We start from the raw sequence: 26,191 nt of genomic DNA, 5'->3' as shown, positions 1-26,191 counted from the left end.
CGTGATGGTGATCGGATTCGCCTTCCTCGCCATGCTGGGCATGATGCTGGTGGGCATGCCCATCGCGGTGTCCATGGCGGTGATCGGCATCGTCGGCGGCATCGCCGCGTATGGCGCCCCCTTCATGGACTCGATCGCCCCGGTGGTCTGGGGCGTTCAGAACGAGAACCTGCTGACGTCCATCCCGCTGTTCGTGCTGCTGGGCGAGCTGCTGCTGCGGTCGGGGATCGCCGATCGCATGTACATCGCGTTGTCGGCGTGGCTCGGGCGTCTGCCCGGTGGCCTGCTGCACACGAACATCGGCAGCTGCGCCCTGTTCGCCGCGACCTCGGGGTCTTCGGTGGCCACGGCGGCGACGGTGGGCACCGTCGCGCTGCCCTCGCTGCAAAAGCGCGGCTACTCGATGCGTTCTTCGCTGGGTTCGCTGGCGGCGGGCGGCACGCTGGGCATCCTGATCCCGCCTTCGGTCAACATGATCGTCTACGGGTCGCTCACGAACAACTCGATCGGCCAGCTGTTCATCGCGGGCATCATCCCCGGCCTGCTGCTCACCGGCTTGTTCATGGTGTGGATCTACATCCAGGCCGTGATGAGCGGAGACGTCAAGCGCGAGGCGCACGTGCCGCTGGGCGAGCGACTGCGCGCGCTCGTCCACCTGGTGCCCCCGATGGTGGTGTTCGGCATCGTGATGGGAAGCCTGTACTTCGGCATCGCCACCGCGGCCGAGAGCGCGGCCCTGGGCGTGATGGCGGCCCTGGCGTTCACCTGGCACTCCGGCCGGCTGAACCTGGAGCTGCTGCGCACCTGCTTCATCTCCACCGCGCGCATCAGCGGCATGATCCTGCTGATCATCACCGCGGCGTTCATCCTGAACCTGGCGATCAGCCTGACGGGCGTGGCCGAGGCGATGACGAAGTGGGTGGCCGGCCTGGGGCTGTCGAAGACGGGCCTGATCCTGGCGCTGATCCTGTTCTACCTGGTCCTGGGCATGTTCATGGACGTGCTCTCGATGCAGGTCGCGACCATCCCGATCACCTACCCGATCGCGGTGGCGCTGGGCATCGACCCGATCTGGTTCGGCATCTTCATCGTGCTCATGTGCGAGCTCGGGCTGATCACGCCGCCGGTGGGCATGAACCTGTTCGTGGTGCACGGGATCCGGCCGGACAAGGGCGACATCAAGGACGCGATCTGGGGTGCGCTGCCGTACGCCGTGATCATGATCCTGTTCACCCTGCTGCTGACCGCGTTCCCGCAGATCGTGACCTGGCTGCCTTCGCGGATGTGAGATGGAAGACCGCAATCTCTGGCGCCTGTCCGCCGCCGACATGCAAACGGGCTTTCGCGACGGGAGCCTGACGCCCCTGGCCGTGGCACGGGCCTGCCTGGCACGGCTGGAGGCGGTGAACCCGCGCATCAACGCGGTCGTGGCACGGCGCGACCAGGACTTCCTGCGGGAAGCGGAGGTCTCCACGGCTCGGCATGCGCGTCGCCGGCCGTTGTCCGCCCTCGACGGCATCCCGCTGTCGGTGAAGGACAGCCTGTACACGCAGGACCTGCCGACGACCTGGGGTTGCCCAGCCCTGCGCTCGCACGCCACCGGGCAGGACGAACTCTCGGTCGCCCGTGCCCGCGCGGCCGGGGCCCTCGTGATCGGCAAGACCAACGTGCCGGAGTTCGCGCTGGAGGGTTACACCGCCAACCCGGTGTTCGGCGTCACGCGAAATCCCTGGAACCTGGACCTCACGCCTGGCGGTTCCAGCGGTGGCGCGGTCGCCTCGGTGGCGGCCGGCATCACGCCGCTGGCCATCGGCCAGGACGGCGGCGGCTCGATCCGCCGACCGGCGTCGCACACTGGCCTGGTGGGCCTGAAGCCTTCGCTGTCCGCGGTGCCGCGTGAGCACGTGCTGCCCAGCCTGCTGCTGGACTTCGAGGTGATCGGGCCGCTCACCCGCACGGTCGCCGACGCGCGCATGCTGTTCGACGTGATGCGCGGTCCGGCGGCGGTGGACCGTTCCTCGCTGGCCGCCGAACAGGCGCGTTCGCCGGCGCGGCCCTCGGCACAGCTGCGCATCCTGTACGTGGAGCGCTTCGGTTCCGCGCCGCTCGATCCGCAGATCGCCGACAGCGTGGGCCAGGCGGTGAGCCGGCTCGCCGCGCTCGGCCACCGGGTCGAGACCGGCGCGCTCCCGCTGGACCTGGACTTCTACGCGCAGGCCTGGCCGCAGATCGGGCAGGTCGGCCTTGCGCAGCTGTTCGAGCGCCATCCCGACTGGGCGGCGCAGGCCTCGCCCAAGTACCTCGACATGGCGGAACAGGGCAGGCAGCTGCCGGCCACCCGCCTCTGGCAGATCCTGGAACAGGTGAAGAAGCTGCGGCGCGACAGCCTGGCCCTGTTCGACAACATCGACGTGATCGTGCTTCCCTCGGCGGCTGCGCTGCCCTGGAAGGCGGAAGACGCCTATCCGACGCACATCGCCGGCCAGGAAGTCGGTCCGCGCGGCCACGCCGTCTACACCGGCTGGGTCAACGCCGCCGGCCTGCCCGGCTTGGCCGTGCCGTGCGAGCCCTCGCGCGAGGGCCTTCCGATCGGCATGCAGCTGGTGGGCCGCTACGGTAGCGACGACACCCTGCTGGACCTGGGCGCCGCCTACGAGGCGGCGCATCCCTGGGCGGACCGCTGGCCCGCCCTCTGACATTCAAGCATCCATCCAAAAGGAGACAAACATGCAAAGACGCCTTCTGCTGCAGGCGGGAACAGCCGCCGCCGTTCTTGCCGCAACTCCTGCGCTGCGAGCGCAGGCCTGGCCGAGCGGGCCGATCAGGATCGTGGTGGGCTTCCCGCCCGGCGGCGGCGCCGACGCGCTGGCCCGCGTGGTGGGCCAGAAGCTGGGCGAGATCTGGAAGCAACCGGTGGTGATCGAGAACAAGGCGGGTGCGTCGGGAACGCTGGCCGCCGAATACGTCGCGCAGCAGGCGAGCGACGGCACCACCCTGCTGCTCACCACGATCAACAGCCACGCGCTCGCACCGGCGGTGCTGCCCAAGCTGCGCTACCACCCCGAGCGCGACTTCGTGCCGGTGGCGCTGCTGGGCCTCACGCCCAACCTGTTGATCGCCGGCACGCAGCAGCGTGCGAAGACGGTGAAGGACATCGTGGAGCTGTGCAAGGCGCAGCCCGGCAGGGTCACCTTCGGCTCCGCCGGCCCGGGCACGGCGCAGCACTTCGCGCTGGAGCTGTTCAAGCTGCGTGCCAAGGTCGACGCCCTGCACGTGCCGTACAAGGGCAGCGGCCCGCTGCTGACGGACCTGATCGGCGGCCAGATCAACTACAGCTTCGAGACCATGACGGCCGCCACGCCGCACGTGAAGTCGGGCCGCGCGATCGCCATCGCGCAGACCCGCGCCAAGCGCGTCAAGGCCTATCCGGACGTCCCGACGATGCAGGAGCAGGGCTTCGCCGATTTCGAGACCTTCAACTGGTACGGCATCTCCGGGCCCGGCAAGCTGCCGGCGGCCATCGCGCAGAAGATGAACCAGGACATCCAGACCGTGCTGGCGATGCCCGACGTGCGCGAGCGGTTCGACGGCTTCGGCGTGGAGGACGGCGGCGGCTCGACGCAGCGGTTCGCCGAACTCATGCGCTCCGAGATCGCCAAATGGGCGAAGGTCGCGAAGGAAGCCAATGTCCGGGCGGATGGTTGAGACGCACGTGCGCTCCAAGACCGCGGTCGTCGCGAGCGCCCTGCTGGACGCAAGGCGCGGCGGCCCGCCGGCGGACGCCGTGGCCCTGGCGCCGCTGCTGGAGTCGCCGGAGGACGCCTACGAGGTGCAGCGCCTGGTCGCAGGGCAGCTCGGCGCCGCGAACGCGAGTTCGCCGTTCTGGAAGTCGGGCGGTCCCTCGCGCACTGCTGCAATGACGCATGCGCAGCTGCTGCCGCCGGCGGTGTGGCCCAGCCCGGCCGACGCACGCAGCCACCCTTTTCGCCTCCGCCTCATCGAGGCCGAGGTCGCGCTGAGCCTGCGCGCCGATGTCACTGCGGAAGCGGCTGCCAGCCTCTCGCATGCGCAAGCCGTTTCGCTGATCGATGCCGTGGCGGTTTCGATCGAAATCGTGGATTCGCGGTGGGCGCAGGCGCTGGATGCACCGGCGCTGCTGAAGCTTGCGGACCTGCAATCGCACGGCGCGCTTGTCCTCGGCGAATGGCGACCCTGGCAGCCGCGTGACTGGAACGAGCAGGTCTGCCGGGTGAGCATCGGCAGCGCTGAACCTCGCATCTTCCGCGGCACGCACTCGCTGCAGGACCCCACGTGGCTGCTGTCGGCCTGGCTGCGCCACGCGACGAGCGACGGCCGGCCGCTGCGGCGTGGCAGCGTCGTGACCACCGGGACCTGGTGCGGCATGTTGCCGGCCGGTGCCGGCGATGCCGTGCAGGTGCGCTTCGATGGCATCGGCGAAGCCTTCGTTCAACTCTAGGTATTTTCGACAATGGATTTTTCGTCCCAGGAGAACGCGCTGCGCGATGCCGCGCGCGAATACCACCTCAGCCCCCAACGCGGGAAGATTTCCGTCACGCCGACCAAGCCGCTGGAGAACCAGCGCGACCTGTCGCTCGCTTACTCGCCGGGCGTCGCGTATCCCTGCCTGGACATCCAGGCCAATCCGGAACTGGCGGCCGAATACACCTCGCGGGCCAACCTGGTGGGCGTGATCACCAACGGCACGGCGGTGCTGGGCCTGGGCGACATCGGGCCGCTGGCCGCCAAGCCCGTGATGGAGGGCAAGGCCTGCCTGTTCAAGAAGTTCGCGGGCATCGACGTGTTCGACATCGAGCTGGCGGAGAAGGACCCGGACAGGCTCGTCGACATCATCGCCGCCCTGGAGCCGACGCTTGGCGGCGTGAACCTGGAGGACATCAAGGCGCCCGAGTGCTTCTACATCGAGCGCGAACTGCGCAAGCGGCTCAAGATCCCGGTGTTCCATGACGACCAGCACGGCACCGCCATCACCACGGCGGCGGCGCTTCTCAACGCGCTGGAGCTGACGGGAAAGGGCATCCGTGAAGTGAAGCTCGCCGTCTCGGGCGCCGGTGCAGCCGCCATCGCCTGCCTGGACATGATGGTGGAACTGGGCTTGCGTCGCGAGAACGTCCTGGCCTGCGACTCCACCGGCGTGATCTACCGCGGCCGCGCGGGGAGGATGGACGAATCCAAGCAGGGGTATGCCCGCGAGACGACGCTGCGCACCCTGGCGGAAGCCGTGCGCGGGGCCGACGTGTTCCTGGGCTGTTCGGCGGCGGGCGTGCTGACGGCCGCCATGCTGGACACGATGGCGCAGCGGCCCGTCCTCCTTGCGGTGGCCAACCCGGAGCCGGAGATCCGGCCCGAGGTCGCGAAGTCGGTTCGCCCCGATTGCATCATCGCCACCGGCCGCTCGGACTACCCGAACCAGGTGAACAACGTGCTGTGCTTCCCGTACATCTTCCGCGGCGCACTGGATTGCGGCGCCACCCGCATCACCGACAGGATGAAGCTGGCGTGCGTGCGGCAGATCGCGGCCCTCGCCAGGGAAGAAACCACGCCGGAGGTCCGTGCGGCCTACGGGGCGAGGACGCTTTCGTTCGGCCCCGATTACCTGATCCCCACCCCGTTCGATCCGAGGCTGATCGCCCGAATCGCGCCGGCCGTGGCCGAAGCGGCCGCGCAGGACCGCGTCGCCACCCGGCCCATCCGGGACCTGGAAGCGTACCGGCAGCGCCTCGCGGCGCTCCCCGCCACCCCGACGAGGAGTGCGCCGTTTGCCGCCCGCGAGCGCGCCAATGACCTGCCGACGTAAGCTGAAGGACCGGAGATGAACATGACCCCCACCCGCAGGAGCCTGCTGCAGGCGCTGCTCGGAGCCGCGGCGTGCGGCCTCTTGCCGGGCGCCGTGGCGCCGGTTGCGGCCCAGGTCGCGCCCGATGCGGCGGAAGTGGCCGGCTACGCCGGGCTGCATGCCGCAGCCCATGCCGGCAACCTGCCGGAGATCCGCAAGCTCGCAACGGACAAGGCCCTCCTGGACAGCCGCGACGGGCGCGGCCGCACGCCCGTGCACGTGGCCACCTTCGCGCGCCAACGCGAGGCGATCCGGCTGCTGGCGGCGGCCGGCGCCAACCTGGATGCGCTGGAACGCGATCGCTACGACGCCGTCACGATCGCGTCCGTGGCCGACGACGAGGAAACGCTGCGCCTGCTGCTGTCACTCGGCGCCAGCGCCAGGCAGGTCACCAGCCGCTACGACGGCACGGCGCTCATTGCCGCGGCGCACCTGGGGCACGCAGGCGTCGTGCGGCAGTTGATCGCCGCCGGCGCGCCCCTGGACCACGTCAACAACCTGCACTGGACCGCGGTGATCGAGGCCATCGTGCTGGGCGACGGCGGCCCGCGGCACCAGCAGACGCTGCAGGCGCTGATCGATGCCGGCGCCAACCTCGGGCTGCGTGACCGGCAGGGCAACACGCCCCTGCAGCTCGCCCGCGCCCGGGGCTTCACGCGCATGGTGCAGATGCTGGAACAGGCGGGCGCGCGCTAGCGGCTAGCGGCTCGAGCGGCTGCGCCCGCCGGCCGCGATGCCAGGCGGGCGCGCTCGCGCGATCGCCCCGCGCGCTACGAGGCGCGATCCTGGCGGGTCGCGGTGGAGCCAAGATATTCCAGGGCCGCGAGCGTGCCGCTCTCGCGCACGCGCACGCCCGCCAGCTTCAGCCCCATCTCGCAGCCACCGAGTGCCGCCACCAGCGCCAGGTCATTGCATTCGCCGAGGTGCCCGATGCGGAACATGCGCCCTTTCACCTTGCCCAGGCCGGCACCGAGCGACATGTTGAAGCTCTGGTAGACGACCTGGCGCACCTTGTCGGCGTCCACGCCTTGCGGCAGCAGCACGCCGGTGAGCACCGGCGAGTAGACGGCCGGGTCCGCGCACTGGATTTCCAGGCCCCAGGCCTGGACCGCGGCGCGGCAGGCAGCAGCGAGTCGTTGGTGCCTGGCAAAGACCTGCTCCAGACCTTCCGCCTCGATCATCTCGATGGATTCGGCCAGCGCGTACAGCAGGTTGGTGTTGGGCGTGTACGGCCAGTAGCCGGTCTGGTTCATGTCGATGATCTCGTCCCAGGCCCAGAAGGACTTCGGCAGCGTCGCGGTCCGGCTGGCGGCGATCGCCTTGGGCGAGACTGCGTTGAAGCTGATGCCCGGGGGCAGCATCAGGCCTTTCTGCGAGCCGCTCACGGTCACGTCCACGCCCCACTCGTCGTGCCGGTAGTCGGCGGACGCCAGGCCGGAGATGGTGTCCACCAACAGCAGTGCGGGGTGCCCGGCCGCATCGATGGCGCGCCGCACCGCGGCGATATCGGAAGTGACGCCGGTGGAGGTCTCGTTGTGCACCACGCAGACCGCCTTGATCGCGTGCCGGGCATCGCGACGCAGCCGCTCCTCGATCAGGCTCGCTTGCACGCCATGGCGCCAGCCCGGCGCTTCGGGCAGGTGCGGGTCCGCCCCCGGGTAGCGCAGGAACTCCGGCTTCAGCCCGAGACGCAGCGCCATCTTGTTCCACAGCGTGGCGAAGTGGCCGGTCTCGTACATGAGGACCTGGTCGCCCGGGCTGAGGGTGTTGGAAAGTGCCGCTTCCCACGCGCCCGTGCCGGAGGCCGGGTAGATCACCACGGGATGCTGCGTCTTGAAGATGCGCTTGATGCCGGCCAGCACGAGGCGGCCGAGAGCGCCGAACTCCGGCCCGCGGTGATCGATGGTTGGATAGCTCATTGCCCGCAGCAGCCGGTCGGGCACCGGTGATGGCCCGGGGATCTGCAGGAAGTGGCGCCCGGCGGGATGGAAGTTCAGGTTCAGCATTGCTCGTTGGCTCAGTTGCGGTGTGCGTGGTCGCTTTGCCGCGCCAATGTATGCGGCGGGGGGAGGCCCGCGGAAGCCTCAGCTCCGCGATAAGACATATTCCGCTTCAGAATAGGCCGGCGTGGCGCTGGCGCTCATAGCAAGCCTTTCAGCTCTGCAGGACGGGCGCGCCAGCTCCCGCACGCCTGCGAATCGTGCTGTTAGGATGGGATAAACCTGAAGGGCCGCACGTTGATGGCCCAAGCATGCGTGCGCGGGGTTATTGAAAGGCTCCACATGAACCCAGCAGGCGCACCCGACCTTCTTTCCACGGGTATAGCGGGACTGGACGTGATTCTTGGCGGCGGGCTCACGCCGCACCGCATCTACCTGGTCGAGGGTGAGCCCGGAACCGGCAAGACCACTACCGGCCTCCAGTTCCTCAACGAAGGCGTCCGCTCCGGCGAAAGGGTTCTGTACATCACCCTGGCCGAGAGCCGCGAAGAGCTGGCCGCTGTCGCGCGGTCGCACGGCATCGACGTGGCCGGCATCCACATCCACGAGGTCCTTCCGACCGAAGACCTGCTGGCCGCCGAGCAGCAGTACACCACCTTCCATCCCTCGGAGGTGGAGATGGCGAGCACCCTCAAGCTGATCCTGGCAGCAGTGGATGAGCTCAAGCCCAGCCGCATCGTGCTGGATTCGCTGTCGGAATTGCAGTTGCTCGCCGACTCCCCGCTGCGATACAGGCGACAGGTGCTGGCCCTCAAGCAGTTCTTCTCCAACCGGCAGTGCACCGTGCTGCTGCTGGACGACCGCACTTCGTCGGCTTCCGGCGACCTGCAGGTGCGCAGCATCGCCCACGGCGTCATCCAGCTCGATCACCTGGTGAAGGACTACGGCGCCGAGCGAAGGCGCATCCGCGTCGTGAAGTTCCGCGGCCGCAGCTTCCTGGGCGGGATGCACGACTACAACCTGGTGCGCGGTGGCCTGGCCGTGCATCCCCGCCTGGTCGCGGCCCAGTCGCGCGGCATCACGGATCGCAAACAGATGAGCACGGGCCTGCCCAAGCTCGACCAGCTGCTCGGCGGCGGCATCGAGCAAGGGACCAGCACCCTGGTCGTCGGCCCTCCCGGCACGGGCAAGTCTTCGCTCGCTTCGCAATTCGTGGCCGCCGCGATCGCCAAGGGCGAACGCGCGGCCATATTCCTCTTCGAGGAATCCGCCAGCAACATGCTTCACCGCAGCGACGGCCTGAACCTGGGCATACGCGAGGCGATGGAGTCGGGCGCCCTCACCGTGCAGCAGGTGGATCCCGCCGAACTCTCGCCCGGGCAGTTCTCCGCCGCCGTGTGCAAGGCCGTCGAAGCGGGTGCGAAGGTCGTGGTGATCGACAGCCTCAACGGCTTCCTCAATGCCGTCCCCGACGAGCGCTTCCTGACAACGCACCTGCACGAGCTGCTGACGTACCTCGGCCAGCACCAGGTGATGACGGTGCTGGTGGCGGTGCAGCAGGGGATGCTGGGCGGACAGATGTCCTCGGCGATGGACGCGAGCTACATCGCCGACAACGTGCTGATGCTTCGTTACTTCGAGGACAACGGCGAGATCCGGCAGGCCGTGTCCGTCTTCAAGAAGCGAGGCAGCGTTCATGAACGCACCATCAGGGCCTTCTCGATGTCTTCGAAGGGCATCGAGGTGGGTGAGATCCTGCGCGGCTACCGCGGGGTGCTGACGGGCGTACCCCTGCCAGTGGCGGGCCTCGCGGTCCCCGACGCGAAAAGCTGATGGAACGGCGAATCGTGGTGTATGGCCCGCCCGGCCGCGATGCGATGCTGGTCGAGAAGGTCTTCCGGGCGGCGGCCCTCGAAGTGGCCCACTGCGACACTCCGGCCAAGCTCACGGCGCAACTGCGGCTCGGGGCCGGTGCCCTCATGCTGGGAGAGGAAGTCCTCAGTCCCGCGACGATGGGCGTCCTCTCGGAGCACCTCGGGCAGCAGCCGGCGTGGTCGGACCTCCCGATCCTGCTGCTGGCCAAGCATGGCGCCGACTCGCTGGAGGCGCAGCGCGCGATCGAGAAGCTGGGCAACGTGACGCTGCTCGAGCGGCCGGTGCGCACCATGGCCATCATCAGCGCCGCCCGTTCGGCCCTGCGCGCTCGCGATCGTCAGTACGAGATGCGTGCGCTCAGCCAGCGCAAGGATGAATTCCTCGCCGCGCTGGCGCACGAGCTGCGAAATCCCCTCGCGCCGATCAACAACGCGATGGCCATCCTGCTGCGCCTGCACCCTTCGGCGCAGACCGAAAAGCTCACGGGGATCGTGGATCGCCAGGTGAGCCACCTGAAGCGGCTGGTGGACGACCTGCTCGACATCGCACGGATCACGAACGGCAAGCTGGAGCTGCAGCGCTCGGTGACGACCGTCGAGCAAGTGATCCGGCACGCCGTGGAGCTCGCACAGGAAGGCATCACGGCGAAGGCGCACCGGCTGACGATCCATCGCCCGGACCCCCGGGTGGACTTGTACGCCGATCACGTCCGGCTGGTACAGAGCGTCGCCAACCTGCTGGTCAACGCCGCGAAGTTCACGCCGCCATCGGGCGAGATCACCTTGTCGGTGAACCTGAATCCGCCGGTGGCGGAGTTCCTGGTGCGCGACAACGGCAAGGGCCTGGAGCCGGAATTCCTGGGCCGCATCTTCAACATGTTCTCCCAGTCGCGCACCGTGGGCGAGCCGACCAGCGGACTGGGATTGGGGCTTCACCTCACGCGCGCCTTCGCGGAACTGCACGGCGGGACGCTCACGGCGCGCAGCGACGGACCCGGCCGCGGCAGCGAATTCGTGCTCAGCGTTCCCGTCATGGTGAACGCGCCGGGAGTGCAGGCCTTGCAGCAGCGTTCGAGACCGGCCAGCCTGAAACGCAGCATCCTGGTGGTGGACGACAACTGGACGCGGCCAGTACGCTCGGAGCCTTGCTCACCTTGCAAGGCGCGTCGGTCGAGGTCGCCCACGACGGCGCGCAGGCCGTTGCAGCGGTCCAGCAGCAGCGTCCCGAGGCGGTGGTGATGGACATCGGCATGCCGGTCATGAACGGCTACGAAGCCGCGCGCGCCATCCGTGCCGCGATGCCGAAAGGCGCGCCGACGCTGATCGCGCTGACTGGCTGGGGCCAGTACGCGGACAAGGCGCGGGCGCTCGAGGCCGGGTTCGATTTCCATTTCGTCAAGCCGCTGGACATCGACGACTTGATTGGGTGTCTCGACAGTATCCAGTCGGCGGCTGCGGCGGCCACTAATGGATAAGCGCAGCCAATATCGCACGGGGAAGGGGTGACCGTGCACTCCCGTCACCCATAGCACAAGGAGCTATGCCCGCTGCATGATGCAGGCCATGAACTCGCCATCGCGCACCCACTCCTCGATCTTCATCCCGGCCCGCTCCGCCAGCACCTGCGGAGACCTGCCCGTAAAGAAGAAGACGTGAAAGCGCGTGTACTCGTACAGGTACTCAAAGCACGGAGTGGTGTGAACTAAGCGCGCGCCGGGTTCAAGTAGCTGGCCGAGCCGGCGAGTTGTACCGGCCGGATCGAACAGGTGTTCGAGGACGTTGTGCGTCAGGATGCCGGCGAATCTGCGGGACTCAATCTCTTCCCACTTGGTGAACACGAATTCGGACGAGACGGGCACGCTCGGCTCGAAGCCGAAGATGTTCCAGCCCTCTTGCCTCAAACGCTGGATCGCCGCCGACCAGGCACCGCCGGAACCGAAGTCCAGATAGACCCCTTCCTTGCGAGGCCTGAGCAGGTGGAACGTCCGGATGATGGATTCCGTGGAGTCGCCCTCCGAGTAGGTCCGGTACAGCATGCGGTAGTCGAGGTCCAGCATCGACTCGTCCAAAGCCAGCACCTTCTGAGGGCCGAAGATGACGTCGCACCTTGGGCAGACATGGCGCAGCAGCCGCCCGCCGGAGAAGATGCACTCGCTGACCACTTCCTGGAACCCGCCGTCCGCGTACCCGCACAGGGCGCACGCCTTCGGCTCGTCGTCGCCCGAGACGCGGTCGATCAGGTCCACCGTGCGCCAGTGGGCCTTCATGGCGTAGCGGATGATGTTCTGAACCGTGGCTTCGTCCTGCTGCCGCTGTTCGTCCGCACGGGCCAGCCGGCGCTCCAGTTCGGCGATGCGCCTTTCGAGTTCGACGTGCGCGTGAAGCGTTGAGGTTCTGACTACTTGAAGCCCGGAGGGCCGCAACAGGCCGTTCACGGCCCGAGGAAGGAAGCGGGAGACCATTGAAGGAATGGTAGCGGATGCGAGCCGCCGCGCGCACTCGCGTAGGCCGTGCCGGGCACTGACCGAGTGAATCGTGCTGCAGGAAATGCTGGGCGACCACGCTCGTCCCATGGATGCGAGTTACATGGCCGCTGATGTTCTGATCTGCGTGACCTGAAGCGGATGGGGGAGAACCACCGCCCGTCTGTGTCTTCGAGAAGCGCCGGGGCAGCCAATATCATCCCGTCAGGAAAACCCAAAACAGTCAAGATGAAACCGCGCCAGTGGTATTCCCGCTTCGGATTCTCACTTCCCGCGTCTCCGGGTAAATCCGTTGTGGCACTGTTCCGCGCCCTCCTCGGCCGGGACCCCGAGCCCAGCGCGATTCGCGCCTACGGCGGGTTAGGCAGCGTCGAGGCGATCGCACGGTCCATCGCCTCCTCGGTGGAATTCAGGCAGCGTCACAGCAGCCCGTTCTGGCACTACCGCGCACGCTTCGACCCGGTCGCGCTCATGCACAAGTACGCGGCCCCGCAGCCGAAGCCGCGGGCGGACCTTATCGTGAACTTCCTCGATGTCGCGATCGCCCCGAAGTTCCTGCCGGCGATCCTGGGCAGCATGCCTCGCGAAGTGCAGCCCATGCCGTTGCCGGCGAACTGGCACGCGGACATCGCGGAGTTCGGGGCGGTGCTGCGCGCGATCGACCTCTCGAAAGGCAGCTTCACGATGGCGGAACTGGGCTGCGGCTGGGGATGCTGGATGGTCAACTCCTGCGTCCCCGCGAAGCGGCACGGACGCAGCGTGCATGCCATCGGCGTCGAAGGCGATCCGGGGCACGTCGCATTCGCCAGGGAGGCCGCCCAGTTGAACGGCCTCACGCCAGATGAAGTGACTTTGCATCATGCGATCGCGTCCGGCACCGACGGCTACGCCCTGTTTCCCTTGCAGGACAAGGCTGGACACTCGTGGGGACTGCAGGCGGTCTTCGACGCCACCGCTGAGCAGCGCGAGCGTGCCGCGCGCGAGAAGACCCATACGGAATTGCGCTCCATGTCGCTGGCCTCCGTGGCCGGCGACAGGCGCCTGGACCTGCTGCACATCGACATCCAGGGGGCGGAGGTCGATGTCGTGCGCAGCGGGCTGGACTTCATCTCGAGCAAGGTGGCCTACATGGTGATCGGCACCCACTCGAGGCAGATCGAAGGCCGGCTCATGGACCTGCTGCAAGGCCGCGGATGGTCCCTGGACATCGAGCGGCCCGCGATCCTGGCATTGGACCGTGAGCAGCCCTACGTGGAGGTGGATGGCGTGCAGGGCTGGCGCAACCTGGCCCTGACCTGAAGCCCGGGTTGATGCATTGCGCCAGTGCCTCAAAAAAAGACGCCCGGCGCGCGGCCGGGCGAAGAACCTCCATGGCTGGGACCGTAACCAAGGACCGATCCCGCTGTCATAGTGGTCGAACAGCCGAGCCAGCGCAGTAAGGCTGAGTCTCGTCGTGTGGCTCGGCAGTTTCCCACGGCCGTGTAGGCCGACACGCCGTCCCGGTAGCCCTTCGCCGAAGCTTCAGCGGATCGCGAAGTCCTCGAGCTTCTTGCCCCTGGCCAGCGCGTCCACCACCCACTGCGGCTTGCGCCCGCGACCGCCCGACCAGGTCTCGCCGTTGGGCCCGCGGTACTTGGCGGGCGAGGCGCTCTTGGCAGTCGAACGGCGCGTCGCACGCTGGCCTGCGGAAGAGCTCGCGGTCGTCAGCCCGAGGTCTTGCGCCGTCAGGCCATAGGCCTTGATCTTGGCCTTGATGTCGGCGATGGCCTCCTCGGTCTCCTGCCGGCGCATCTGCTCCGCCTGCGCGAGCAGCTTCTCGGCCTGCTCCTTGAGTTCCAGGTAAGTGGGCATGGACGAATCGCTCCTGAAGACGTGATCGGGGCCGGATTCTAGGCTGCGGTTGGGGTGAGGCCTGCCGATGCGGTTGCAGGGACACCACCGTTGGCGCATCCTTGCAGACCCCCTTCGCAAGGAGCTGCCATGTCGTCCGCTCGCCTGGTGATGCTGGCCCGAATCGGGTTCCGGTGCTGCGTCGCCGCAGCGCTCGTGCTGGGCGCGCTGCCGCTCGCGGACGCCGCCACGCCGGGCTCGCAGCAGCAGGCCGCGATCGACGCGCTGACGCGTGCGCATGCAGCAGTGGTCGGGGTGGAAGTCAGCGCAACGCCGGGGGCGCGATCGGCCGAAACGCTCGGACGGCAGCGCAGCGGCTCCGGCGTGGTGATCGGTCCCGATGGCCTGGTCCTCACCATCGGCTACCTGATGCTGGAGGCCGAGAACATCCAGATCGTCACGCTCGACAAGCGCACCGTGCCCGCCCGCGCTGTCGCCTACGACCTGGCCACGGGCTTCGGCCTGATCCGGCCGCTGCTGCCCTTGCGCGGCATCGCGCCGGTGCCGCTGGGCTCGATCGCAGACATGAAGACCGGCGACGCCGTGATGGCGGCGATCGGCGGCGAGGACGGGGGCGTCGGCCTTACGCAGGTGGTCGACAAGCGACCCTTCTCCGGCTACTGGGAGTACCACATCGAGTCGGCCCTGTTCACCAGCCCGCCGATCGGCAACCACAGTGGAGCGCCCGTGTTCAACCAGCGTGGCGAGCTGCTCGGTGTCGGCAGTCTGTTCGTGGGCGATGCGTCGGGCCAAGGACGTCCCCTCCCGGGCAACATGTTCGTGCCCGTCGACCTGCTCAAACCCATCCTGGCCGAGCTGCAGCAGAACGGCATCAGCCGCCAGAGCCGGCGTCCCTGGCTCGGGCTCACTTCCAGCGAACAGAGCGGTCGGGTGAGGGTGGTTCGCGTCAACCGGGAAAGCCCCGCGGAAGCCGGCGGCATGCGCGCGGGCGACGTGGTGCTCGAGGTCGACGGCGCCAAGGTCGCCACGCTGGAAGAGTTCTACAAGAAGCTCTGGGACCGCGCGGCGCCCGATGCGGAAGTGCGCCTCACGGTCCTGCAAGGCGCCGACGTCCGCACCCTCACGCTCAAACCCGTGGACCGGATGAGCACGATGGCGCGCCCCGCGGGCATCTAGACTTGCAAAGCCGGCGCCGATCGACTCCCCGCGGCGACGGCGCCCGCACCGACACGGCCAAGCCAGCCGTGCATAGTCTTGATTTCGAGGCCGCCGCAGGCCGGAGGGAACCACGTTGCAACCACCAACACCGCCCGATCGGCCGCACGGCCGCATCCGCCGGTTCGCCGCGCGCTGGGCAGGCGTGCTGGTCGCCGCGCTGGTCCTGCTGGCGCTTTCGCAGGCGTTGTGGTGGTGGGAGACCTGGCCGGTGCGCAGACTGCTGGATGCCCCGGCTGCCGGCGGAGGCCAGGGATGAGCGGTTGGCGGCGGGTGGTCGCGCGGTTGCGCGCGGTACGCATCGATGCGCGGCAGGTCGCCATCGCGTTGCTGGTCGCGTGGTTCCTGGGCCTCGTCGGCGCGACCGTGCAGCTCGAAAACTGGCAGGCGCAGCTGACGCGCACGCTGATGCAGCTGGAGGCCGACAAGGAGTTCCGCGCGCGCGTGTCGCAGCGCGACCAGATCGATCCGCAGTGGTACCGGCGCAAGGCGCTGGGGCTGCTCGCCGCGCTGGAAAAAGTCCGCCGCGACACCTGGTGGACGCTGTCCGTTCCCGGCTCCTGGAACTACTTCGACGACCTCGAGGAACGCCTGGCCGAGCGCATGGAACGCGAGTTCGCCGACATCGTGCTGGACACCCTTCGCCGCGAACTGCTCGCCCGCGCCGCACGCCTGACGGGCGCACCCCTCGCGCCCGGCGGCGCGGCCTTGCGCGAGCCGATCGAATGCGGCGCGCCGGCGCCCTCGCGCGCGTCCACCGCGCCCGGCAACACCGCCGAGAACCAGCCCGAATTCGCGGCGCTGCGCGACTGGATCGGATCGCTGGGCGAGCTGGAGTCGGCCGTGCAGGCCTGGCAGGCGCTGCACCAGGATCCGGGCGCGCAAGGCATCGTCCACCTGCGGCGGCTGGTGCGCTACACGCTCGATGCCGACCTGCCCGGGCCGCTCACGCGCAGCGTCGAACTCTTCAACGCCATCAGCCGCGCCGGCGGTGCGCCGCCTTCGCAGCTGGTTACCGCGATGCAGGCCGCGGCGCGTTGCACGCTGCTGCAGGGCTCGGCGGCCCTGGACGCGCGGCTGCTCGCGCAGAACGAACTGCTGGCGCTGGAGCAGTCATTGCTCGACCGCAGCGCGGGCATGTTCGAGCTGCGACGGCAGGAGCCCTTTGTCGTGGGCCTGCAGCGCCTCTCGTCCGTGCTCACGCTGATGCAGCAGCAGGAAGCGCTGCTGGCGCGCGGCGGCACCGCCTGGATGCGTGAAGGCCGTCTGGCCACGGGGCCCGCGCACCAGGCGTTGATGGACCAGGCCGCTGGCATGGCGCTGCTCGGGCCCGAGGTCGTGCAGCAGGCGCGCGCGCAATCCGAGGCGGCCTTCACTCGGTTCCGCCGGCAGTTCGACGCGCTGTTCGGCCGCCAAGGCGAGCCCGGCCTGGTGTGGAACGAGGCCCAGGGCCGTTACCAGCTCTCGCCGCAGCGCGCCGCCCTGCGCAACGGGCTGGCCTTGTTGCTGCAGGAGCCCGTCATGCGGTTGCGCGGTGACGGCACCCTGGCACCGGCGCCGGCCTCCTTCGAAGAAGCGCTCGGGGTGATGGACGCGCGCAGGCGGCTGCGCCGCGACGTGCTGCCCGCGCTGCCCGATTTCGCCCGGCCGTCTGTCGCGCGCCTCATCGACGCGCGCCTCGCCTTGCTGGCGCACGATGCGGCCGCCAATGCGATCCGTGCGTCGCTCCCGCAGGACGTGCGCGCGCCATTCGATGCCACCGCGTTCCGGGCGCAACGAGAGAAGCTGGCCCAGGTGCGCGGCATGCTGGTGACGCTGGGCGCCGCCGACCTCGCGCAGCGGCTGGGCACGCAGCAAGCCGCGGAACTCGGCTCGCGGCTGGCGCGGGCCCGGGAGGAAGTGCGGATGCTGCCGCTGTTCTCCGCCCGTGTCGGCGATTTCAGCTGGTGGCGCGGCGAGCCCGCGCCCCTGCTGCGCGCGCTGGGCGTGGCCGACACCGCCGGCTTGCCGAATTTCGTGGGCGGCCAGTTCCGGCAGATCGAGGCGCTCTCACGCAACGCCGAGCGCTATATCGCCGTGGCCGATGGCGCGCTGGCCGCCGACCCGGCTGCGCGTGGCTGGGAGCGCATGGCGCGCGAAGTGGACCGTTACCGCTCCCACCTGCCGGACAGCAGCATGCTGGCCATGGAGCGCTACCTGACGACCGTCGGGCCGCAACTGCGGCGCGAGAACTGCGCGGAGCTGCTCATGTCGCAGAGCCCGCCGCGGCACGATGACGAAGTGGCGCTGACGCTGACGCAGTGGCACAACGCGCTGGTGCAGCGGTGTGTGCAGTTGCGCAGTGCTGCAGGGGCGCTTGGGCAGCCAGGGAATTAGCGGAGGCGGCGCTCAGGTCGTCGGACTATGCGCGAAGAGCGCGCACGAACACGTTCTTGCCGAAAAGCGGATGCGCGACCTTGTCGAGCAGCCGGCTGACGGGAAAGACGAGACGGTCGTAGGTACGCAGCATGGTCGGGTTGATGTCACCTTCACCGCGGTCGGTAAGCTTGTAGACGAGGGAGGCCGCGTATCCGACGCTGTCCGCGTAGCCCGCATCCCGGATCTGAAAGCCGGTCGAGCGCAGCCGGCTGCACAGTTCCCCTTTCGTGTACCTGCGGAAGTGGCCCACCTTCCTGTCCATGCTCGTGAACAGGGACTGGAAGGCAGGCACGTAAACCAGCAACTTCCCGCCCTTGCGCAGTTTTCTGTGCCATAGCCGAAGAATGGCCTCGTCGTCCTCGATGTGCTCGAGCACATTGAGCGAGTAGAGGTAGTCGACGCTCTCCTCGCCGACTTCGTCCAGTCCGGGAAGGACCTGAAGCCCTTTTCCTCGCAACATCTCGCCCAGGGTCGGATCCGTCTCGACGCACGTCACGTCAAATCCCATCGACGAGAGCGGGGCCGCGAACGTACCGGCGCCCGCTCCAAAGTCCACGATGCGCCTGCCCGGCTGCGCATCTTCCTTGACCAGGCGCAGCAGGAACTCGTTGTAGTTCGTGGCCCCTTCCATGACGGTCAGGTTATCTTTCCCTGAGTATTCAGCCATGCTTCTCCCGGAAAATGAGGTACTTGGTGACCAAGTAGTTGAACATCAGCGAAACAGCAGCACCAAAGGCCAGAGGCACCAGCGGCACGGACTTCAGATGCGGGATCAGCAGTACCAGCACGAAGAAGATGGACAGATTCAGCGCCGCGCCGGCAAGTTGAACCCCGAAGTAGCGCATGTACGCATTCCTGGGCACGGCCGCGGCCGCGGAGATGAACGTCCATCGCCTGTTCAGGAACCACGTGGAGGACACGGCGGCAGAGAACGACAGCGCGCGAGCCGCGAACAGGTTCCACTCGTTGGAAAGAAGCACCGTCAGCAAGCCGCCGTCCACCACGAATCCGAAGGCCCCCACCACGGCGAACCGCAGGAGTTGATCGAGCTTTACTGTCGCCATGAGATCACGGCTGCCGTTCCAGTATCGAAGCACGCTCACGGCCGACTCGGCGCCGACTTCCTGTATCGGAGCAGCCCCAGTTCGTAATTGAATGCCTGCTGATGCGAAACGGCATCCAGGATCAAGCCGATTGCAAGACTGATCACCGCGACCAGTTGCAAGCCCGTCGCCAGAACGGCCAGCGGCAGCCTGCTCACGAACTGCGTCTGGATGTATTCGTCGATCACGGGGTAGCCCGCAATCAGCCCCAGGCCGGAGAAACACACCGCGAGGAGCACGAAAAAGAAGAGCGGCCGGTAATAACGCAGGATCTGGGCGATCGTGAACAGCACCTTCGCTCCGTCGCGGACGGTATTCAGCTTGGAAACGCTGCCCGCCGGGCGGTCCCGATACTCAATGGGCACTTCCATTACGCGGTATCGCCGGTGCAGGGCATGCAGCGTCAGATCCGTCTCGACTTCGAAACCTTCGACAAGGATGGGATAGTTCTTCACGAACTCGCGGCTGAAGGCGCGGTACCCGCTCATGATGTCGACGAGCTTCGCGTTGAAAAGCGAGTTCACCAGCTGCTGGACCAGCCGATTCCCAAAACCGTGCAACGAACGCTTGTTCTCTCGCGCGTACTCGCCGCCCGAATGTCGATCGCCGACCACCATATCCGCACGGTTTTCAATGATGGGACGCAGCAGGTCGATGGCTCTCTCGGGCGGATACGTCAGGTCTGCATCGGAGAGGATGTAGATATCCGCGTCCACCTCCAGAAAAGCCCGGCGCACGGCGTTGCCTTTGCCCTGCCGCACCTCGCTGATCACCAGGCCATCCGCCCCCAGCTGCAGCAGAGTTTCCCTTGCAACCGCCGCAGTCGCGTCCCTGGAATTGTTGTCGATCACAACGATGCGGGCCTTCGGCAACGCCGCGGAGAAGCCCTGGATGGTGTCTCGGATCGTTGCCTCTTCGTTGTAGGCCGGGAGCACCACCGCCACTGCGGGTTCCCGATGCATCAACGCACTGTTCATCTCATCCCTCTACTGCAGCTGTTGTGCTGGTCTTGATCTTCTGGACATAGCGTCCGATCCAGGCCGGCCGGCCCAAACCAAACCTGTAATGGAACACACGAATCCGAAGCGGCTCAGCAGCGAACGCAAGCTCCTTCGGTTCGATCAGAACTTCTTTCGCGAACACCGGCCTCACGAACATCAGTCGTACGCCGGAAGGCGCCGGAAGAAATCTGAAATCGAACAAATAGCGCAATTCGACTCCGTCGACCACGACCCTGTTCTTGAAGCCGAAGTACGACTGGTGGAAGGAGCCGTGCAACGACTCCAGGTACACGAGATCCAGCCATCCACCAGTACCCGGGGCAATCAAGTGAACGCCCTGTCGCTGCGAACTGGTGAAGCTCGCTTTCCACACGCGCGTTTCGTCGATCAGGACGATGCGTGCCGAAAGAAGCGCCCACGCAACGGCACAGAATCCCAGGTACGCGACACGACGCCTCCGCGGCGTACTGCTGCGTACGACGTCGAACAGCGCAGCCAGCGCAATGAGACCGATGAAAGGAATCATCCATTTGAAATAGTGGATGTTGTGGTACATCCACACGCCCGTCGGAAGGAGATCGACGAAGCAGGCATAGATGGCGAGCTGCAACAGGATGGTGACCACCAGGATGCGCAAGGTGGACGGCCCGTACCACAGCACATAGAAGAATGCAGGAACACCCAAGGCAAGCCACGGCAAGCGGCGAAGGATGGCATCTTCCCCGGAAAGGTAGAGCGCGCCCGCGTCCAGGAACAACGACACAAGCTTCTCGGCCAGGTCCATCGCATTGAAGCCGTTGCTGGTGGTCGGTTGCTGCACGTAGTAGCCGAGGACGTTCCCGTGCATCACCAGGTTGGAACCCAGGAAGAACGCCACTCCAAGCAGACCTGCAATGACCAGCAGCACGCAATTGCGCACTGCTGCAGGCAGATTGCCTGTTCGGCTGCCGGTTACGAGTTGCAGCGCGAGAAATGCGACGAAATACGGGACCAGGATGACGGCCTCCGGTGGACGCGTGCACAGGACGGCGCCGCCCACCAACCCCATGGCAACCACTCGTCCGCGTCCCGCCGGGCCGCCGTCCTTGCGGCTGCGCTCCCATTGCAAAAACAGCCATGCGTAAAGAGGAGCGACGAGGGACGTCGTCCACGGCTCCACCCACAACTGCATGAGCTCTGGAACCCAGAACAGCGAAGCCCCTACGACGAGCAGCGAGGGCAGCCAACCGACGTAGCTCTTGCCGAACTCGAGGAAGAACCAGAAGAACAGGAGAAAACAGGCGACATTGACGAGCGCGAACGGGTCTTCCAGGCCGGCCCACACGAATGGCACTGCCGTCAGGGAGTAGCCCGGGAGATAGACCTGCGGGCCGAACTCCATCCGCGCGAAGGCTTTCGCCGCCTTCAGGTACTCGCCTTGGTCGGCCCAGCCGAACCAGCCCTCGGGATGCGGACGGTCGGCTCCAGGGGCCGCAGCGTGGCCCGAATAAGCCAGATAGAAGGCGATCGCCAGCGCCAGCAGGATCAGCCAGTTGACTGCACGTGGCGCGTCCGCGTCGAAAAGGCTGAATTTCTTGAAGGGATTCTTTGGCGCCATTTGCATGGTTGCCCATCTGCGGAAAGAACTGCTATCGGCGCAGCCAGCGCGGCACCTTGAACCGCACGATGCTGACATACGCGTAGATGTAGCTGACGACGAACAGCAGGCAAAACGCGATCAGCACGTACGTGTTCCGCCAGAAGAGGACGGCCGGCACGACCGTCAGCAGTGTGAATCCCCACAGGTAAGGCGAGGTGCGGTTGTTGCGCATCAGCATGCGGCGCGCCTCGTTGTGGTCGTCGAACACGCCGCGGACGATGCGGCGGTAGATCAGCTGGTGGAAGTGGAGCGCATCGGCGACGCCGGGCGATTGACCGCGTACCGCCTTGCGGTAGATCGAGAAGACCGTCTCCCAGACGGGATAGATCAGCAGCAGCATGGGGAACCAGGGCGAGACCTGCGGATGCCGCTGCACCAGCTGGATGGCCGCCACTGCGATCACCACGCCCCACAGATACGCACCGCCGTCGCCGGCGAAGATCAGTCCACGCGGGTAGTTCCACAGCAGGAAGCCCGCCGTGGCCCCTGCAAGGACCAGCATGATCGCGGCAAGCTGCCGGTCGCCCAGCTGCAAGGCCACGTGCGCGACCGCCAGGCAGCAGATGGTGGCCACGATACCGGCCAGGCCGTTGTAGCCGTCGATCAGGTTGAACGCGTGCGGCAGGCCCGCCACCGCGAAGGCCGCCAGCAGGAAGGAGGGCCATGGATACTGGGTCCACAGGGCGTCGAGGGCCGGCAGCCCGAGACTCGGGACCTGCACGCCCAGCAGCCAAACGGCCGCCACGCCCGCGGCCGCGGAAAGCGCGAGCCGCCAGCGTGCTCCCAGCCGATGCGTGATGTCCTCGGCCACGCCGCCGAGAACCGGGATGAGCACGACGATCCACCACGCCAGCGCCAACTCCGGCGCGAAATCGATGCCGATCGGGATTGAAAGGTAACGCTCTGCAACGCCCATCCAGATCCAGCCCGCGGTGCAGGCCAGCATCATGGCGACGCCACCCAGCCGCGGAACATGGCCGGTGTGGAATCGCTGGGGCATGTCGATGGCGTAGCGGCGCGCGCTGCGGCGGCCATAGCGCACGAGCGAAGCGCACGCGACAGCCGACACGAAGGCGCAGAGAATCAGGAGAGCCAGCATGTCAGCTGCTGCGCCCTTCCGCCCGCCAGCAAGAGGGGCCGCGACACGGCTGCCCAGATCGCCTCATATCACACGCCGTCTGTTGCTTCTGTTGAGGTCGCGCATTCTAAGCGCCCACTCCGGGAGTGGCCCATGCGCTGGCTAGAATCGGCAGCGCAACAACAAGCCTGTTTTCAGGTCATCACCAAGCATGAAACTCGTTTCAGTGGTTCTCTCGGGAGGAGCCGGCACGCGCCTGTGGCCGGCATCCCGGCAGGCATTTCCCAAGCCTTTCATGAAGCTGGGGGGATCCACCCTGCTCGCGCAGGCGATCTGCCGTGGCCAGGCCTGCGGCACCGACGAGCTGCTGGTGATCACCAACCAGGACCACCTGTTCCTGACGAAGGGCGTCATCGAGAATTTGGCCGACCCGCCCAGGACGCACTTCCTGCTGGAGCCGAACGGCCGCAACACGGGTCCCGCGATCGCATTGGCCGCGCTGCATTGCGCCGCGGTGCACGGGCCGGACTCCGTGCTGGTCGTGCTGCCGGCCGACCACCTCATTCCCGACACCGAAGCCTTCGTCGCGTGTGCGAACGAAGCGGCGGAGATCGCGCAGCGCGGGCAGCTGGTCGTCTTCGGCATCCTTCCCACCGGTCCGGACACCGGCTTCGGCTACATCGAGGTCGAGCACGTGGTGCGCGAAAGTCAGGCGGTGCTGCGCTTCGTGGAAAAGCCCGATCTGCCGACCGCGCAAAGCTACCTTGCGACCGGCCGCTACTACTGGAACAGCGGCATGTTCTGCTTCACGGCGCAGACGATGCTCGACGCGCTGGCGGAACACGCGCCGCGGGCACTGCACGCGGCCAAGGCGGCGCTGAAGTCCAGCAAGGCCGCGGGCGAGGTCACCCGCTTCGATGCGCACGAATTCGGACTGCAGCCCGACATCAGCATCGACTATGCGGTGATGGAAAAGGCCAGGAACGTGACCGTCGTGCCGGCGCGGTTCGGCTGGAGCGATGTCGGCTCGTGGCCGGCCGTAGCGCAGGCGCATCCCGAGGACGCCAGCGGCAACACTTTCATCGCCGACGTCGTGTCGGTCGAAACGCAAGGCACGCACGTGCAGGTCGAGAGCCACGGGCCCAAGGTCGTGGCGACGGTCGGCGTCAAGGACCTGGTGGTCGTCGACACCCCTGATGCACTGCTGGTGGCCCACAAGTCCGCCGCACAGAAGATCAAGTCGGTCGTCGACACCCTGAAGGCGCGCGGGCACGAGAGCACCCAACTCCCCGCCGCCGTGCACCGGCCCTGGGGCACGTACGCAACCCTCAAGGAAGAGGCCGGCTACAAGATCAAGCGCATCACGGTGAAGCCGGGAGAGTCGCTCTCGCTGCAGTACCACCACCAGCGCGCGGAACACTGGGTCGTGGTCCAGGGCCTCGCCCTGGTGCAGATCGGCGAGAACGAGTTCCGCACCGAGCCCGGGCAGTACCGCTACATCCCCGTCAAGGAAAAGCATCGGCTGTCGAATATCGGCAGCGATGAGCTGGTGCTCGTGGAAGTGCAGTGCGGCGCGTATCTCGGGGAGGACGACATCGTCCGGCTTGCGGACACGTACGGCAGGGCTTGATGGGGATTGTCCGGGCCCTGTGGGCCTACCGCGGCTTCGTCGCGGGCAGCGTCAGGCGCGAGTTCCAGGCCAAGTACCGCAACTCGCTCCTCGGAGCGGCGTGGACGGTTCTGAACCCGCTGTCGATGATCGTCGTCTACACAGTGATCTTCGCGCAGGTGATGCGCGCCCGGGTGCCCGGCCTCGATTCGACGTTTGCGTACAGCATCTATCTCTGCTCCGGCATCCTCACGTGGGGCTTGTTCGCGGAGATCACGAGCAGGTCGCAGAACATGTTCCTCGAGCATGCCAACCTGATCAAGAAGCTCAGTTTTCCGCGGTTGTGCCTGCCCGTGGTCGTCCTGCTCAACGCACTGATCAACTTCGGCATCGTGTTCGGGCTGTTCTGCCTCTTTCTGCTGATCACTGGCAACTTTCCGGGGCCGGCCTTCTTGGCCGTCGTGCCCCTGTTGCTTCTGCAGGTGGCCTTCGGCATTGGGTTGGGCGTCACCTTGGGCGTGCTGAACGTCTTCTTCCGCGACGTGGGCCAGTTCTTCGGCATCCTGCTGCAGTTCTGGTTCTGGTTGACGCCTATCGTGTACCCGGTGGAAGCCCTGCCCGAGGGCGCGAAGTGGTTGATCAGCCTGAACCCCCTCACGAGCGTGATCACCGGCTACCAACGGATCTTCACGCAGGGCCTGTGGCCGCATTGGGGCCAGCTCCTACCGACAGCAGTGCTGGCGGTGCTCCTGTGCATGCTCGGCTTGCGCCTCTTCCGCAGGAACTCCGGCGAAATGGTGGATGAACTCTGATGGGCAGCGTGACCGTCGAGGGACTCGGGAAGGCGTACAAGCAATACGCCTCGCGCTGGGCAAGGCTGGCCGAATGGGTCACGCCGGGCCATAAGCCTCGCCACTCGCTCAAATGGGTGCTGCGGGACATGAACTTCTCCGTCTCCCCCGGCGAGGCGGTCGGCATCCTGGGGGTGAATGGCGCGGGCAAGAGCACGCTGCTGAAGATCATCACCGGCACGGTGCAGCCGACGGCGGGATCGGTGCGAACCACCGGGCGCGTGGCAGCGCTCCTGGAGCTCGGCATGGGCTTCCACCCGGACTTCACCGGGAGACAGAACGCCGTCATGGCGGCGCAGCTGCTCGGGATGAGCGTCGAAGAGATCGCCGGCCTCATGCCGGATATCGAGGCGTTCGCGGAGATCGGCGACTACATCGACCAGCCGGTTCGGGTGTACTCCAGCGGCATGCAGGTGCGCCTGGCGTTCGCGGTCGCGGTCGCGCGCCGGCCGGACATCCTGATCGTGGACGAAGCGCTGGCCGTCGGCGACGTCTATTTCCAGCAGAAGTGCTATCAGCGCATTCAGCAGTACATCGCCGCGGGCACGACGCTGCTGTTCGTGACCCACGGGATGTCGACCATCCTGGAGGTCTGCACGCGTGCGATCTACCTGCGGTCGGGCGCAATCGCCTATGACGGCTCGCCCAAGCAGGCCGTGAACCTGTATCAGGCGGACATGCTGGTTGCACAAGATCAGGGCAGCAGCAGGCCCGAGATCAAGCCGGCGCAAGTTGCCCCGGAGCCCGCTGCGGCGGAACAGTCGCAGGCGCAGCTGGAGGGAAGCACCGGGAGCCTCCTGACGGAGGCTGTCACTTGCGTGGACGCACGGCTGCTCGACGAGCACGGGCAGCGGGTTACGGTCGTTCTCAGTGAGTCCAGGCTTGAGCTCCGGCTGCGTTATCGGATTCACCGGGCCCTGGATGACCCGCATGTCGGATTCAAGATCCGCAGCAGGACCGGGGCCGTGATCTTCGAATCGAACACATACTGTATGCGCAAGGTTGTCGGCGGAGCGGGTCCCGGCGCGCTCCTGGAAGTCGCGTTTGCTTTCCCGGTCGACCTCAGTCCAGGTGATTACACGATCACGACCGGCCTGGCCAACGGCGGCTCGGCCGGCGGCATCTTCCGGGAGTCGCTGAGTTATCTCCACGATGTCCTTTCGTTCAATGTCCTCCCCAATCCGTCCAGCATCGTTTGGGAGGGCATCGTCAACATCCGTCCCGCAGTGCAGTGGCAACTGACGCGATAGCCGC

At 67.0% G+C, this 26,191-nt stretch carries 23 protein-coding genes and 1 pseudogene; 16 read left to right on the top strand and 8 right to left on the bottom strand.

Features of this window, described 5'->3' with window-relative positions; genetic code table 11:
- The first annotated feature begins 4 nt into the window (after window positions 1–4).
- From EZ313_RS00440 to EZ313_RS23420, 6 genes and pseudogenes are all read left to right on the top strand, one after another.
- Window positions 5–1,288, top strand: a complete 1,284-nt coding sequence (locus tag EZ313_RS00440; protein ID WP_240788600.1) for a TRAP transporter large permease — start codon at window positions 5–7, stop codon at window positions 1,286–1,288.
- 1 nt (window position 1,289) lies between these two features.
- Window positions 1,290–2,696, top strand: a complete 1,407-nt coding sequence (locus tag EZ313_RS00435) for an amidase (protein ID WP_135261264.1) — start codon at window positions 1,290–1,292, stop codon at window positions 2,694–2,696.
- Between the two features lie 31 nt (window positions 2,697–2,727).
- Window positions 2,728–3,705 (top strand): Bug family tripartite tricarboxylate transporter substrate binding protein, encoded by a 978-nt coding sequence (locus tag EZ313_RS00430; protein ID WP_135261263.1) that lies wholly within the window; start codon window positions 2,728–2,730, stop codon window positions 3,703–3,705.
- The gene (locus tag EZ313_RS00425) at window positions 3,698–4,477 is read left to right on the top strand and encodes a fumarylacetoacetate hydrolase family protein (protein ID WP_135261262.1); all 780 of its coding nucleotides are present in this window, start codon (window positions 3,698–3,700) and stop codon (window positions 4,475–4,477) included. The genes EZ313_RS00430 and EZ313_RS00425 overlap by 8 nt, the downstream gene beginning before the upstream one ends.
- Before the next feature lie 12 nt (window positions 4,478–4,489).
- Window positions 4,490–5,761, top strand: a pseudogene (locus EZ313_RS23425) (malic enzyme-like NAD(P)-binding protein); the annotation flags it as partial.
- Window positions 5,762–5,857: 96 nt separating this feature from the next.
- Window positions 5,858–6,571, top strand: coding sequence for an ankyrin repeat domain-containing protein (locus EZ313_RS23420; protein WP_205960303.1), 714 nt, complete (start codon window positions 5,858–5,860; stop codon window positions 6,569–6,571).
- A 74-nt stretch (window positions 6,572–6,645) separates the two neighbouring features.
- On the opposite strand, the gene EZ313_RS00415 is transcribed toward EZ313_RS23420, so the two are convergent.
- On the bottom strand, window positions 6,646–7,881 hold the full coding sequence (locus tag EZ313_RS00415; RefSeq protein WP_135261261.1) for a pyridoxal-phosphate-dependent aminotransferase family protein: 1,236 nt from the start codon (window positions 7,879–7,881) through the stop codon (window positions 6,646–6,648).
- A 276-nt stretch (window positions 7,882–8,157) separates the two neighbouring features.
- On the opposite strand from EZ313_RS00415, the gene EZ313_RS00410 reads away from it, so the two are divergent.
- The 3 genes from EZ313_RS00410 to EZ313_RS23130 are packed head-to-tail and all read left to right on the top strand — an operon-like array spanning window position 8,158 to window position 11,164.
- Window positions 8,158–9,648: a DUF7125 family protein gene (locus tag EZ313_RS00410; protein ID WP_135261260.1), complete on the top strand. Its 1,491-nt coding sequence runs from the start codon at window positions 8,158–8,160 to the stop codon at window positions 9,646–9,648.
- A complete protein-coding gene (locus tag EZ313_RS00405) occupies window positions 9,648–10,928 on the top strand; it encodes a sensor histidine kinase (RefSeq protein ID WP_135261259.1) in 1,281 nt (426 codons plus the stop codon). Before EZ313_RS00410 ends, EZ313_RS00405 begins: the two co-directional genes overlap by 1 nt.
- Window positions 10,835–11,164, top strand: coding sequence for a response regulator (locus tag EZ313_RS23130; RefSeq protein WP_338106277.1), 330 nt, complete (start codon window positions 10,835–10,837; stop codon window positions 11,162–11,164). The genes EZ313_RS00405 and EZ313_RS23130 overlap by 94 nt, the downstream gene beginning before the upstream one ends.
- Window positions 11,165–11,227: 63 nt before the next feature.
- Here the strand turns inward: EZ313_RS23130 and EZ313_RS00395 are convergent, their stop codons facing one another.
- Window positions 11,228–12,151, bottom strand: coding sequence for a class I SAM-dependent methyltransferase (locus tag EZ313_RS00395; protein ID WP_205960302.1), 924 nt, complete (start codon window positions 12,149–12,151; stop codon window positions 11,228–11,230).
- Window positions 12,152–12,400: 249 nt separating this feature from the next.
- Between EZ313_RS00395 and EZ313_RS00390 the strand changes: the two genes are divergently transcribed.
- Window positions 12,401–13,471, top strand: a complete 1,071-nt coding sequence (locus tag EZ313_RS00390; protein WP_167772451.1) for an FkbM family methyltransferase — start codon at window positions 12,401–12,403, stop codon at window positions 13,469–13,471.
- Window positions 13,472–13,693: 222 nt separating this feature from the next.
- On the opposite strand, the gene EZ313_RS00385 is transcribed toward EZ313_RS00390, so the two are convergent.
- Window positions 13,694–14,023 carry an H-NS histone family protein gene (locus EZ313_RS00385; RefSeq protein WP_135261255.1) on the bottom strand — a complete coding sequence of 110 codons (330 nt, stop codon included), beginning with the start codon at window positions 14,021–14,023 and terminating at the stop codon, window positions 13,694–13,696.
- Window positions 14,024–14,152: 129 nt separating this feature from the next.
- Between EZ313_RS00385 and EZ313_RS00380 the strand changes: the two genes are divergently transcribed.
- The 3 genes from EZ313_RS00380 (at window position 14,153) to EZ313_RS00370 (ending at window position 17,614) form a co-directional block, all read left to right on the top strand.
- On the top strand, window positions 14,153–15,199 hold the full coding sequence (locus tag EZ313_RS00380) for a S1C family serine protease (RefSeq protein WP_240788490.1): 1,047 nt from the start codon (window positions 14,153–14,155) through the stop codon (window positions 15,197–15,199).
- A gap of 115 nt (window positions 15,200–15,314) precedes the next feature.
- Window positions 15,315–15,497 carry a hypothetical protein gene (locus EZ313_RS00375; protein WP_135261254.1) on the top strand — a complete coding sequence of 61 codons (183 nt, stop codon included), beginning with the start codon at window positions 15,315–15,317 and terminating at the stop codon, window positions 15,495–15,497.
- Window positions 15,494–17,614 carry a hypothetical protein gene (locus EZ313_RS00370; RefSeq protein WP_135261253.1) on the top strand — a complete coding sequence of 707 codons (2,121 nt, stop codon included), beginning with the start codon at window positions 15,494–15,496 and terminating at the stop codon, window positions 17,612–17,614. Before EZ313_RS00375 ends, EZ313_RS00370 begins: the two co-directional genes overlap by 4 nt.
- A 25-nt stretch (window positions 17,615–17,639) precedes the next feature.
- On the opposite strand, the gene EZ313_RS00365 is transcribed toward EZ313_RS00370, so the two are convergent.
- From EZ313_RS00365 to EZ313_RS00345, 5 genes are read right to left on the bottom strand one after another with little or no spacing between them, the layout of a single operon-like run.
- On the bottom strand, window positions 17,640–18,323 hold the full coding sequence (locus EZ313_RS00365) for a class I SAM-dependent methyltransferase (RefSeq protein ID WP_135261252.1): 684 nt from the start codon (window positions 18,321–18,323) through the stop codon (window positions 17,640–17,642).
- Window positions 18,316–18,759, bottom strand: a complete 444-nt coding sequence (locus EZ313_RS00360) for a GtrA family protein (protein ID WP_135261251.1) — start codon at window positions 18,757–18,759, stop codon at window positions 18,316–18,318. The genes EZ313_RS00365 and EZ313_RS00360 overlap by 8 nt, the downstream gene beginning before the upstream one ends.
- Complete coding sequence (locus EZ313_RS00355) at window positions 18,756–19,736, bottom strand: glycosyltransferase (protein ID WP_240788489.1); 981 nt, start codon at window positions 19,734–19,736, stop codon at window positions 18,756–18,758. Before EZ313_RS00355 ends, EZ313_RS00360 begins: the two co-directional genes overlap by 4 nt.
- A 1-nt stretch (window position 19,737) precedes the next feature.
- Window positions 19,738–21,363: a hypothetical protein gene (locus EZ313_RS00350; protein ID WP_135261250.1), complete on the bottom strand. Its 1,626-nt coding sequence runs from the start codon at window positions 21,361–21,363 to the stop codon at window positions 19,738–19,740.
- A gap of 25 nt (window positions 21,364–21,388) precedes the next feature.
- A complete protein-coding gene (locus EZ313_RS00345) occupies window positions 21,389–22,498 on the bottom strand; it encodes a glycosyltransferase family 4 protein (RefSeq protein WP_135261249.1) in 1,110 nt (369 codons plus the stop codon).
- Window positions 22,499–22,688: 190 nt separating this feature from the next.
- On the opposite strand from EZ313_RS00345, the gene EZ313_RS00340 reads away from it, so the two are divergent.
- The 3 genes from EZ313_RS00340 to EZ313_RS00330 are packed head-to-tail and all read left to right on the top strand — an operon-like array spanning window position 22,689 to window position 26,187.
- A complete protein-coding gene (locus tag EZ313_RS00340; RefSeq protein WP_135261248.1) occupies window positions 22,689–24,107 on the top strand; it encodes a mannose-1-phosphate guanylyltransferase/mannose-6-phosphate isomerase in 1,419 nt (472 codons plus the stop codon).
- On the top strand, window positions 24,107–24,898 hold the full coding sequence (locus tag EZ313_RS00335; protein WP_135261247.1) for an ABC transporter permease: 792 nt from the start codon (window positions 24,107–24,109) through the stop codon (window positions 24,896–24,898). The genes EZ313_RS00340 and EZ313_RS00335 overlap by 1 nt, the downstream gene beginning before the upstream one ends.
- A complete protein-coding gene (locus tag EZ313_RS00330; RefSeq protein ID WP_135261246.1) occupies window positions 24,898–26,187 on the top strand; it encodes an ABC transporter ATP-binding protein in 1,290 nt (429 codons plus the stop codon). The genes EZ313_RS00335 and EZ313_RS00330 overlap by 1 nt, the downstream gene beginning before the upstream one ends.
- Window positions 26,188–26,191: the final 4 nt, after the last annotated feature.

Origin of the sequence: Ramlibacter henchirensis, from assembly GCF_004682015.1 — a bacterium.
Lineage (GTDB): Bacteria > Pseudomonadota > Gammaproteobacteria > Burkholderiales > Burkholderiaceae_C > Ramlibacter > Ramlibacter henchirensis.
The sequence above is the reverse complement of the archived record's forward strand: the minus strand, read 5'-3'. Positions and strand labels throughout refer to the sequence as shown.

Bases quoted from the DNA above. Each gene is read 5' to 3' on its own strand.
- EZ313_RS00440 (WP_240788600.1), top strand. From the start codon at position 5: ATGGTGATCGGATTCGCCTTCCTCGCCATGCTGGGCATGATGCTGGTG.
- EZ313_RS00435 (WP_135261264.1), top strand. From the start codon at position 1,290: ATGGAAGACCGCAATCTCTGGCGCCTGTCCGCCGCCGACATGCAAACG.
- EZ313_RS00430 (WP_135261263.1), top strand. From the start codon at position 2,728: ATGCAAAGACGCCTTCTGCTGCAGGCGGGAACAGCCGCCGCCGTTCTT.
- EZ313_RS00425 (WP_135261262.1), top strand. From the start codon at position 3,698: ATGGTTGAGACGCACGTGCGCTCCAAGACCGCGGTCGTCGCGAGCGCC.
- EZ313_RS23420 (WP_205960303.1), top strand. From the start codon at position 5,858: ATGACCCCCACCCGCAGGAGCCTGCTGCAGGCGCTGCTCGGAGCCGCG.
- EZ313_RS00415 (WP_135261261.1), bottom strand. From the start codon at position 7,881: ATGCTGAACCTGAACTTCCATCCCGCCGGGCGCCACTTCCTGCAGATC.
- EZ313_RS00410 (WP_135261260.1), top strand. From the start codon at position 8,158: ATGAACCCAGCAGGCGCACCCGACCTTCTTTCCACGGGTATAGCGGGA.
- EZ313_RS00405 (WP_135261259.1), top strand. From the start codon at position 9,648: ATGGAACGGCGAATCGTGGTGTATGGCCCGCCCGGCCGCGATGCGATG.
- EZ313_RS00395 (WP_205960302.1), bottom strand. From the start codon at position 12,151: ATGGTCTCCCGCTTCCTTCCTCGGGCCGTGAACGGCCTGTTGCGGCCC.
- EZ313_RS00390 (WP_167772451.1), top strand. From the start codon at position 12,401: ATGAAACCGCGCCAGTGGTATTCCCGCTTCGGATTCTCACTTCCCGCG.
- EZ313_RS00385 (WP_135261255.1), bottom strand. From the start codon at position 14,023: ATGCCCACTTACCTGGAACTCAAGGAGCAGGCCGAGAAGCTGCTCGCG.
- EZ313_RS00380 (WP_240788490.1), top strand. From the start codon at position 14,153: ATGTCGTCCGCTCGCCTGGTGATGCTGGCCCGAATCGGGTTCCGGTGC.
- EZ313_RS00370 (WP_135261253.1), top strand. From the start codon at position 15,494: ATGAGCGGTTGGCGGCGGGTGGTCGCGCGGTTGCGCGCGGTACGCATC.
- EZ313_RS00365 (WP_135261252.1), bottom strand. From the start codon at position 18,323: ATGGCTGAATACTCAGGGAAAGATAACCTGACCGTCATGGAAGGGGCC.
- EZ313_RS00355 (WP_240788489.1), bottom strand. From the start codon at position 19,736: ATGAACAGTGCGTTGATGCATCGGGAACCCGCAGTGGCGGTGGTGCTC.
- EZ313_RS00350 (WP_135261250.1), bottom strand. From the start codon at position 21,363: ATGCAAATGGCGCCAAAGAATCCCTTCAAGAAATTCAGCCTTTTCGAC.
- EZ313_RS00345 (WP_135261249.1), bottom strand. From the start codon at position 22,498: ATGCTGGCTCTCCTGATTCTCTGCGCCTTCGTGTCGGCTGTCGCGTGC.
- EZ313_RS00340 (WP_135261248.1), top strand. From the start codon at position 22,689: ATGAAACTCGTTTCAGTGGTTCTCTCGGGAGGAGCCGGCACGCGCCTG.
- EZ313_RS00335 (WP_135261247.1), top strand. From the start codon at position 24,107: ATGGGGATTGTCCGGGCCCTGTGGGCCTACCGCGGCTTCGTCGCGGGC.
- EZ313_RS00330 (WP_135261246.1), top strand. From the start codon at position 24,898: ATGGGCAGCGTGACCGTCGAGGGACTCGGGAAGGCGTACAAGCAATAC.